9 protein-coding genes and 1 rRNA gene are annotated in these 8,410 nt (G+C 33.1%); 3 read left to right on the forward strand and 7 right to left on the reverse strand.

The features are described from left to right. The first annotated feature begins 288 nt into the window (after nt 1-288). Nucleotides 289-783, forward strand: a complete 495-nt coding sequence (locus B0E44_RS01155) for a hypothetical protein (protein ID WP_077370370.1) — start codon at nt 289-291, stop codon at nt 781-783. 314 nt (nt 784-1,097) lie between these two features. Here B0E44_RS01155 and B0E44_RS01160 read toward each other — a convergent pair whose 3' ends face one another. The 7 genes from B0E44_RS01160 to B0E44_RS01190 all read right to left on the reverse strand — a co-directional run bounded on the left by B0E44_RS01160 (nt 1,098) and on the right by B0E44_RS01190 (nt 7,383). After that, complete coding sequence (locus tag B0E44_RS01160) at nt 1,098-1,814, reverse strand: DUF4369 domain-containing protein (RefSeq protein WP_077370371.1); 717 nt, start codon at nt 1,812-1,814, stop codon at nt 1,098-1,100. Between the two features lie 191 nt (nt 1,815-2,005). Further along, the gene (locus B0E44_RS01165; protein WP_077370372.1) at nt 2,006-3,868 is read right to left on the reverse strand and encodes a peptidase M61; all 1,863 of its coding nucleotides are present in this window, start codon (nt 3,866-3,868) and stop codon (nt 2,006-2,008) included. A gap of 158 nt (nt 3,869-4,026) precedes the next feature. After that, nucleotides 4,027-4,305 (reverse strand): DUF2805 domain-containing protein, encoded by a 279-nt coding sequence (locus tag B0E44_RS01170; RefSeq protein WP_077370373.1) that lies wholly within the window; start codon nt 4,303-4,305, stop codon nt 4,027-4,029. Nucleotides 4,306-4,472: 167 nt separating this feature from the next. Further along, on the reverse strand, nt 4,473-5,075 hold the full coding sequence (locus tag B0E44_RS01175; RefSeq protein WP_077370374.1) for an alpha-ketoglutarate-dependent dioxygenase AlkB: 603 nt from the start codon (nt 5,073-5,075) through the stop codon (nt 4,473-4,475). A 75-nt stretch (nt 5,076-5,150) separates the two neighbouring features. Continuing rightward, nucleotides 5,151-5,858: an aquaporin Z gene (gene aqpZ, locus B0E44_RS01180; protein ID WP_077370375.1), complete on the reverse strand. Its 708-nt coding sequence runs from the start codon at nt 5,856-5,858 to the stop codon at nt 5,151-5,153. 153 nt (nt 5,859-6,011) lie between these two features. Beyond that, a complete protein-coding gene (locus B0E44_RS01185) occupies nt 6,012-6,914 on the reverse strand; it encodes a DMT family transporter (protein WP_077370376.1) in 903 nt (300 codons plus the stop codon). 37 nt (nt 6,915-6,951) lie between these two features. Beyond that, nucleotides 6,952-7,383, reverse strand: a complete 432-nt coding sequence (locus B0E44_RS01190; RefSeq protein WP_077370377.1) for a DUF2721 domain-containing protein — start codon at nt 7,381-7,383, stop codon at nt 6,952-6,954. Nucleotides 7,384-7,982: 599 nt separating this feature from the next. On the opposite strand from B0E44_RS01190, the gene B0E44_RS01195 reads away from it, so the two are divergent. After that, a complete protein-coding gene (locus tag B0E44_RS01195; RefSeq protein WP_077370378.1) occupies nt 7,983-8,207 on the forward strand; it encodes a hypothetical protein in 225 nt (74 codons plus the stop codon). Nucleotides 8,208-8,234: 27 nt separating this feature from the next. Continuing rightward, nucleotides 8,235-8,410, forward strand: a 16S ribosomal RNA gene (locus B0E44_RS01200); the annotation flags it as partial.

Consider the following 8,410-nt stretch of genomic DNA (forward strand, 5'->3'; position numbering starts at 1 on the left):
TATTTATACTATAAATGCTAAAATAGATGTATTTCAACGATTATATTTGTTTTTAATCTATAATATGAATAATTTTAGATTAATATTGAAGGCAAATAGTATTAGTTTAAAGAGTTTATATGGAGTATAGGTTTTTCTCTATTTTGTCTGTTCAAATTATTCTATAATGTTCATTGTGAAAATAGAGTATGATAAAATTAAGTGAGTTTTAGCTTAAGGTTATTAAGGCATATTTTTTTACTGTTGATACAAGTCGGCCATTTATTTATTCATTAAAAAATCGTTATCATGAAACTAACTTTTATTTGTATTTTCCTTTTTAGTGTGATTGGAGTATCTGCCCAAGGATTAAGATTTGGGGATAGTGAGTATTTTACATTATCAGCATTTGGAAGTCCTCCGACTTCTCTAAATGAGAAAAATCTTAATTTTGGAGTCGACATTGAGTTGGTGTCTTATGCGAAGTATGTTAGATTTGGAGTAAATAGGTTTGAAAATTTAGAAGGAGCCTATACTGATTTCATTGGATCAGCAGGGCTGAATCTGACTAGTGGGTATTTTGATAAATTAAGATATTATGGAGGGCTTCGATTAGGCCTTATTTACCGAACAAACGTTTATCCTACAGGAGGTTTAGAATGTGGAGTGGATGTTGATTTGTCTAAAGATCTATATATTGGAATTAAAGCTGGTTATGGCTATAGGTCAGATTTGATGGCTATATCACTTCCTACAAAATGGGAAGAAAGTACTTCTGTAAGGGTTGGGTATGCTTTTGAATGAGTTTTGTATAAGTGTTGGCATTGCGATGTTACGAGGTTTGATTTTAAATGATTTTAAAAGGGCTTACTAAGGCTTCTATAGCTTTTTAGATTACTAGTTTGTTTTGAAAAGGTTGTAATGTTGTCAATGGATTTTAAACTACTATTTAGAGCTTAAATTTTTAAGTATAACAAAAATTTAGATTGAAATTTTACTTTAAAAAAGGTTAGGTTGTTGATAATAGAAGGTTGGTGTTTTTTTTGGTTTAATATTAAAAATACAAAACCGCCTTGTTTTTATGCAAGGCGGTTTTGTTGTTTTAAAAAGGAGTTGAATTATTTTGCTTCACTTTCCTTTATGGCATTAACGTATTTGGTTAATTTTTTACCATAAAGAGAGTTGGCTACCTTTGGTGTCATTGATTTTTGAATGGTATCCAAATATTTGATATTGATGTCATAAATTTCGGCTAAAGCAATATATGGAGACACTTCATGGTCTTTATTGTTTACTGCAAAATTTGTTGCATAAAGATATTTACGTTTGATGTTGTTTTCTTGCATAATGCTTATGCTGTCAATCGCTTTTGCATTGTTGCTTTTGATAGCTTTAAATTTTTGCTCAATCAAGGTTAGATTTTCGTCATTGAAACGAGAATTTATTTTTTTGTATTCTTCATATAATTCTTGGTTTTTTGACCCTGATATTTTTGCACTAACAATAAATGAATCTAAGTTGGTCTCTATATTGATTGTTCCAGGTTCTGCAAAAAACATGATGTTGTTGTCAAGTGAATTAGTTACACCTCGGTCAAGATATAAGTACAACATTTCAGGAGATTTCAAATCAATGTTACTTTCAAAAGCAGAATTTCCATCAATCTTGATACTGTCGATCGCTACAAGGGAAGAATCAGCATATCTTTGAATGTATAAAGTTCCTTCTTTTAATCCTTTGATGTTTCCTGTGATATGCAGATTAGTTTTGGATTCATTTTTGTTACAAGCAACCAAAAGAAATAGGGTAACAAAAGCAATAATTGAATTTTTCATGTGTAAATTATATTTGTTTTTTGGGAACATAAAAACGCTATTCTTCATTGTTGAATTATAGCTATTTCAGTTTTGTTTATTTTTGGCGCAAAATAAAGAAAATTGTTGGAATGAAAGACTTTAATGTGGGTGAATTTCAAAAAAAATCCCAATCTAAAACTAGATTGGGATTTTGTGTGGGGTTGTTAAGATTATCCTTTCAGCCAAGCTTCTCTTAAAGTTGCTTTTGAAGCATCTGTTGCTTCAAGACCATCGGTATCAATATAAGGTAATTTTACGATCCCTTTTATGATCTGTTCTTTTCCGTCACGTTTGATTTTTATAGAAATTGCATCGTTTTCTTTCCATTTTTGACTTTCAGAAATCATATCGTAAATATTATCTAACGAATAAGGTTTGTCATTGATGGAAAGGATTATGTCGCCACCTTTCAAGTCTAATGTTGTGTAGAAAATGCTTAGTTCTTTATTTGGTGCTACAAAAATCTCTTTGTTTTCTTTGTTTACGCTAATATATGGAATCTGTCCTTTCAAGAATATACCTTCGGGTGTTTTTTTAGTAACTTTTGTAATGCCTACTTTTGCTAAATAGTCATAATAAGGTATTGGAGTTGGTCCAGATACGTATTTGGTAAAAAATTCACCAACTTCAGGGTAGGTCAATGAAGTTATTTTTGCAAATAAATCGGCGTCATTAAAAGGTTTTGAAACACCATATTCATTAGATAATTGATGCATTAAATCTAATATTCCTCTTTTTCCATTACTGTTTTCTCTGATTTGAATATCCACGCACATCCCGATTAAAGCTCCTTTTTGATATACATTCAAGTACTGGTCTTTATAAGGTTCAGTAAGTACATTTGCACTCATAGTGGTAAATGGCATGGTGTCATTCATAGCGTTTGCACCTTCAATTTTTTCTGCTATACGGCCAAAGAATTCGTTTTCATCAATTAATCCTTGGTTGATTTGGAAAAGATTGGCAAAATATTCAGTTACTCCTTCGTACATCCATAGATGTTGTGACATTTTCGGTGCATTATAATCAAAATACTGAATTTCTTTCGAGTGGATTGTTAATGGAGTTAAAATATGAAAAAATTCGTGTGAAACTACATCTTTCATTTGTTTAACCAATTCATCTTTTGGCATCATTTCTGGCATAACTACAGTAGTTGCAGTAGGATGTTCTAATGCGCCAAAACCTTTTGCATCAGTTGGAGCCATTGTGGAAAGGTAAAGAATGACTGTGTATTTTTTTGTAGAATTCACTTTTCCTAAAAATGTTTTCTGAGCAGTCATCATTGTTTTCATTTCAGGAGTGATACTTTCTGCGGTGAATTTTCCAGTTGGGGAGTACACAGCAATTTGAATGTCCATACCATCTACAGTAAAAGTAGTATAGTCTGGTTTGGAATACATGATTGGATTTTCCAATAATTCTGAATAAAGGGGCATTTCAAAAATATCTACCGTTTTGGAGCCGTCTTTGTCGATCATTGAGGTAGCTCCCCAAAGTGTTTCAGGATGAGTTACAGTAACTTTATATGGCATTTCTTTTTTGTCTTGAAAATAGCCAACAAAACCATGTAGGTTTAACATGAAGTTTTTACTGGCATCAATGTTCGTCCCAGCTGGTGAGAACACATCATCTTTTCCAAAACCTCTTCCCTTTTCAGTATCGTAAGTGTCGTTTACCAAGTAAGTGATTTTTACTAATGATTTTGCTTTTTGGATTGACCAGGTGTTATCGTCTGTTTTAGTAACAGTCAGTAAATTACCTTTTTTGTCATAGGCTTTGAAATCGGCAATGTATTTCCCATAGTCATCTACGGAATAGGTTCCTGGAACTGTTTTAGGAAGGCTATACGTAATGATGTCTGTTTTGATTTTTGGAGCTTTTACCGTAACCAAGACTTGGTCGTCTTTTACGTCAGTAAGATTGATATTGACTTCAATTTCTTCTTTTTTTGAATCTACAGGATTTGTAGTGCTAGCTTTGCTTGTCCACATAAGGGAGCAAAAAGCAAATGCAAAGATTATTTTTTTCATTTTGTAAGTGTTTGTTTCTGGATTAGTATTTCGAATTCCAAAAAAGTTACAAAAAGAGATTAATAAAGTTGTTTAAGTTAAAAAAATGGAAGTTTTTTGTTTGGATGATTTTTTAAATAAAAAAAAACTCCTGAATTTCAGGAGTTTAAAAGGTTTGGTTAGTCTAGTTTGTTTTTTATGTAATATTTTCCGTCTAAATCTTCGTCAAAATCATCGATTTTAAGAGGTTTTGGTTTTGGTTTACTTGCAATAGCTTTCTTTTTCCACATTTCATATTTTTCTGCAGGCATTTTCTTTTTCATAATTTCAAGAACCTCCTTCTCAGCTAATCCAAATTCTTTGTGAATAATTTCAAATGGATTTCTCTCTTCTAGGGCCAATGCAATCAGTCTTTCTGTTTGTTCCCAGTTTAATTCTTTGCGGTTACTCTTTTTCATCACGTGAAAATTAATTCAATTTGGTTTAATGATTAATAATTTGATTTCAAATCTAATACCAATATTAATAAAAATTATAATTACTTTTTATTTTAAGTAAAAAAAAATTCATTTTTTTTGCTCTTTTAAATAAGCGGTATTTTTAATGAAGAATATTGAGAATTCTTTTATTGAATTACTCTAAAAGTAAGGTTTATTCGAGAACCAATAATTTTTGCAGTCTTTGGGACTTGATGTTTCCAGAAATGCTGCGTAGTCCCTTTCATTAACAGTAAGCTGCCGTTTTCTAAAGTTATATTCTTTTTTTGTGTGCTATCTGTATTATGTTTTAATTGAAAATTTCGTTCAGCTCCCAAACTTAATGATGCAATTACGGGATTTATACCTAATTCTTTTTCATTATCGGCATGCCAGCCGTTACCATCATTCCCGTCTCTATAATAATTTAATAAAACGGTTGTGAAATTGGTTTCAGTAACACTTTCAACAAGGCATTTGATTTTTTGCAGCGTCAATGTCCAGTTGTGTGGCTGCATTTTTATATTAGAATAGGAGTAGGGCTTTCCTTCGTTTCCATATAAAGCCGTTAACCTCGGTTGTAAATGCTTTTTTCCGTAAACCGTAATTTCGTCCTGTTGCCAAGGAATGTGTTCAAGTAATTTCAGAAAAAGAGAATCAGCTTCCTCTTTTGAAAGAAAAGCAGGGAAGTAGATGATTTCTGCATCTGGTAAATTAAAAACTATTGGATCGGATTGAAATAGTGAATTCATATTGCAAAAATAAAGAGAAAAACAAAATACTAGATTTTGTTTTTCTCTTTATAATTTATTTTAGGGTTATAAAATCTAAGCTTCCGAATGGTCTTGCAGTAAGTTTTTATAAATAAAACCAGCCACAATAGCGCCTAATATGGGAGCTGCCCAAAACAGCCAAAGTTGTGATAAAGGTTCTCCTCCAACAAAAACGGCTTGTGATAATGATCTTGCAGGATTTACAGAAGTATTCGTGATTGGAATACTAATTAAGTGAATCAATGTTAAGCCAAGTCCAATGGCTATTCCTGCAAATTTTCCATTGGCAAATTTATCGGTGGCGCCAAGTATTATCAAAAGAAAAAATAATGTTAGCACAAATTCTGTAATAAACGCAGCTTGCATTGAATAACCGTCTGGGGAAAAAGCGCCATATCCATTAGAGGCAAAAGCGCCAGCTTTAGTATTGTCTATCATAAATCCAGCTTTTCCAGAGGCAATAGTAAAAAGTGTTCCAGCAGCTGCAACAGCACCTACGCATTGTGCGATTATATAAGGAAGTAATTCTTTGGCTGAAAATCTTCCGCCAGCCCATAACCCAAAAGAGACTGCCGGATTAAAATGCCCTCCTGAGATATGTCCAACAGCATAAGCCATAGTCAAAACAGTTAAACCAAAGGCCAATGAAACTCCCACAAATCCAATTCCTAAATCAGGTATACCTGCGGCAAATAATGCGCTACCACAACCTCCAAAAACCAACCAATACGTTCCGAAAAATTCTGCAAAAAGTTTTTTCATGATAAAAAAATTAAGTTAATAGCTAATAGGTGAAAATGTTTAAAATAGTTTTCAATACAATGTCTTTGTGATTTAATAAGAATTGTATGGATTACGAATTTATAAAAAAATTAACAAATAATAACTATAACTGTGTTTTTTTAATGCTGATAATCAGTGAGATTGCTCTTTTTTGAAGTTGATATTCATTATAATGATGGCCAATATAATAAGGAGAATACCAATCCATTGTAATAAAACAACATTTTCATGTAGAAGAAAATAAGCCATTAAAACCGAGACCGGAAGCTCAAGTGCCGAAACGATACTTCCTAATCCAATTCCTGTTAGTGGAAATCCAGCATTCATAAGCATTGGTGGGATAATTGTACCAAACAAGGATAGTATAATTCCCCATTTTAGGAATATTTCAAAATGGAATGATGTGTTTAGGGTGGCAACCGCAAAGATGAAAACAATTACCGCACCTCCCAAAAGCATGTATAAACTGCGTTGTGCCGACGATATTCCTAGTGCTACCCGATTAGCAGTAAACATGGTGGTTGTAAATGAACAAGCTGCTAGCATTCCCAAAACAATTCCTCGCCAGTCCAGCTGAATTTCATTTTTTAAAACATTTGTTGCCAAAAGTGTTCCTATTAATACCACAAGTGCTGCCACAATTTTTTGTGCTGAAGGAATTTTTTTTTCCAAAATCATTTCCAATATTAAGCCAATCCATACTGTTTGCATTAATAACACGATAGCGATAGAGACAGGGATATATTTTACGGCCAGATAATAAAATACACTCGTCAAGCCAGTAGATGTTCCGGCAAGCATCAATTGGAAAATATTTTTTGATGTAGCTTTCACAACTTCATTCTCGCTTTTAGCTTTTTGAAAACCATTGATAATAAGGATTCCAGCAATACCTAATATAAATTGAGAGATAGTCACTTCTGCAGTAGTGTATCCTTCGTCATAAGCCATTTTAACAAAAGTGGCCAGCATGCCATAACTAGTCGCGCCAAATCCAACCAAGAAAACCCCTTTGAGAGTGTCATTTTTAAACATATTTTGAGTGTTTGATTTTTAGAATATATAACAAAATCTATTTTGTCGCAGTGGTTGGGTGCTGTTCTTTTTCAAGTTCTTTATGAGTCAAATCGCTCAAATGCAAACGTAACGCATCAACCGAAATGTTAATCTCCCAAAAGCAAAGTGCCAAAGAGATTAACAGAGCAAGTAAACTGAAACCAAATAAGTAAATTCCAGTCAATTGATGGTCCAAAAATAATACAAGCATTGTGAAAACAGATAAAAACAAACTCAGTACGCCTGCCATCTGCATAAAGCGGATAAGAGTCAGTCGCAGGTTGAGGTTTTTTATTTCCAGTAAAATCATCCGGTTCTCCTTTTCTTTATAAGCTTTCTTCAGGCCACGTATAATGGTGGCGAGTGTCAAAAACCTATTAGTGTATGCAAGTAAGATTAATGAAGTTGCTGAAAACAGTAAAGCAGGGGTTTCTATATGGAGTGTCATTAATGTAATTTTTAGACTGCAAAGTTCGCTTTTTTTAAGCAGTAATAAAAACTGCAAGTATAGTTTGTAGAAGGCCAAAAGGAAGGGTAATATATAAGGTAGCCAAAATTCCAATACTCAGGAGCTATTTCCCGCTATCCGCTACAATCTTATAAGCCGAACCCCGGCTTATAAGGATTTCTGCTGCTATCGGGGCTAGGGTCTGGGTTTCATAAGAAAGAGAGTGAAAAATCGATACCTAATATATAGGAGATACATTTGCAAAAGGAAATCCACTCTGTATATATAGGATATGTGATTTGAAAAAGGAAAGATCCGCAGAAATCCGTTTTTTTCACATTTTATTCAAGCCACTCCAACCCTAAAACAAATCAAAAAGGAACAAAACTGATTAAATTATCAGAAATGGCCTATTGAAATTTTGAAATCGATAAAAAAGGGGATGTGTAAATTTCGATATATCAATGCATTAAAAAATAAATGTAAAATTAAAGTAAAATAAATGTAAAAAGCCATTGTTTAAACGAATAAACTAGCTACTTTTGCACCCGCAACAACGCACAAGTTCTTTCACACACTGACAAGCAAACGAATTGAGATTGAAAATTTATTTTCAAAAAAGATTAAAAAAAGCTTGTGAGAAAAGAAAAAGCTTTGTACTTTTGCACCCGCTAATCGAAAGACTAGCGTATAAGAATAAAGAAGAACACGTTCCTAGACATATTGAATTGACAGCCGTTCCGATGCAAATCGGAACAAATAAAATAAGAGTAATAGAATCGGAAGATTTGAGAATAACCACTAGACCTTCAGTCAAAAATTAATAGCTTAATTAATTAAGCAAACAATATACGATGAAGAGTTTGATCCTGGCTCAGGATGAACGCTAGCGGCAGGCTTAACACATGCAAGTCGAGGGGTATAGTTCTTCGGGACTAGAGACCGGCGCACGGGTGCGTAACGCGTATGCAATCTACCTTTTACAGAGGGATAGCCCAGAGAAATTTGGATTAATACCTCATAGTAT

The organism is Flavobacterium sp. A45 (genome assembly GCF_002001005.1).
Classification (GTDB): Bacteria; Bacteroidota; Bacteroidia; order Flavobacteriales; family Flavobacteriaceae; genus Flavobacterium.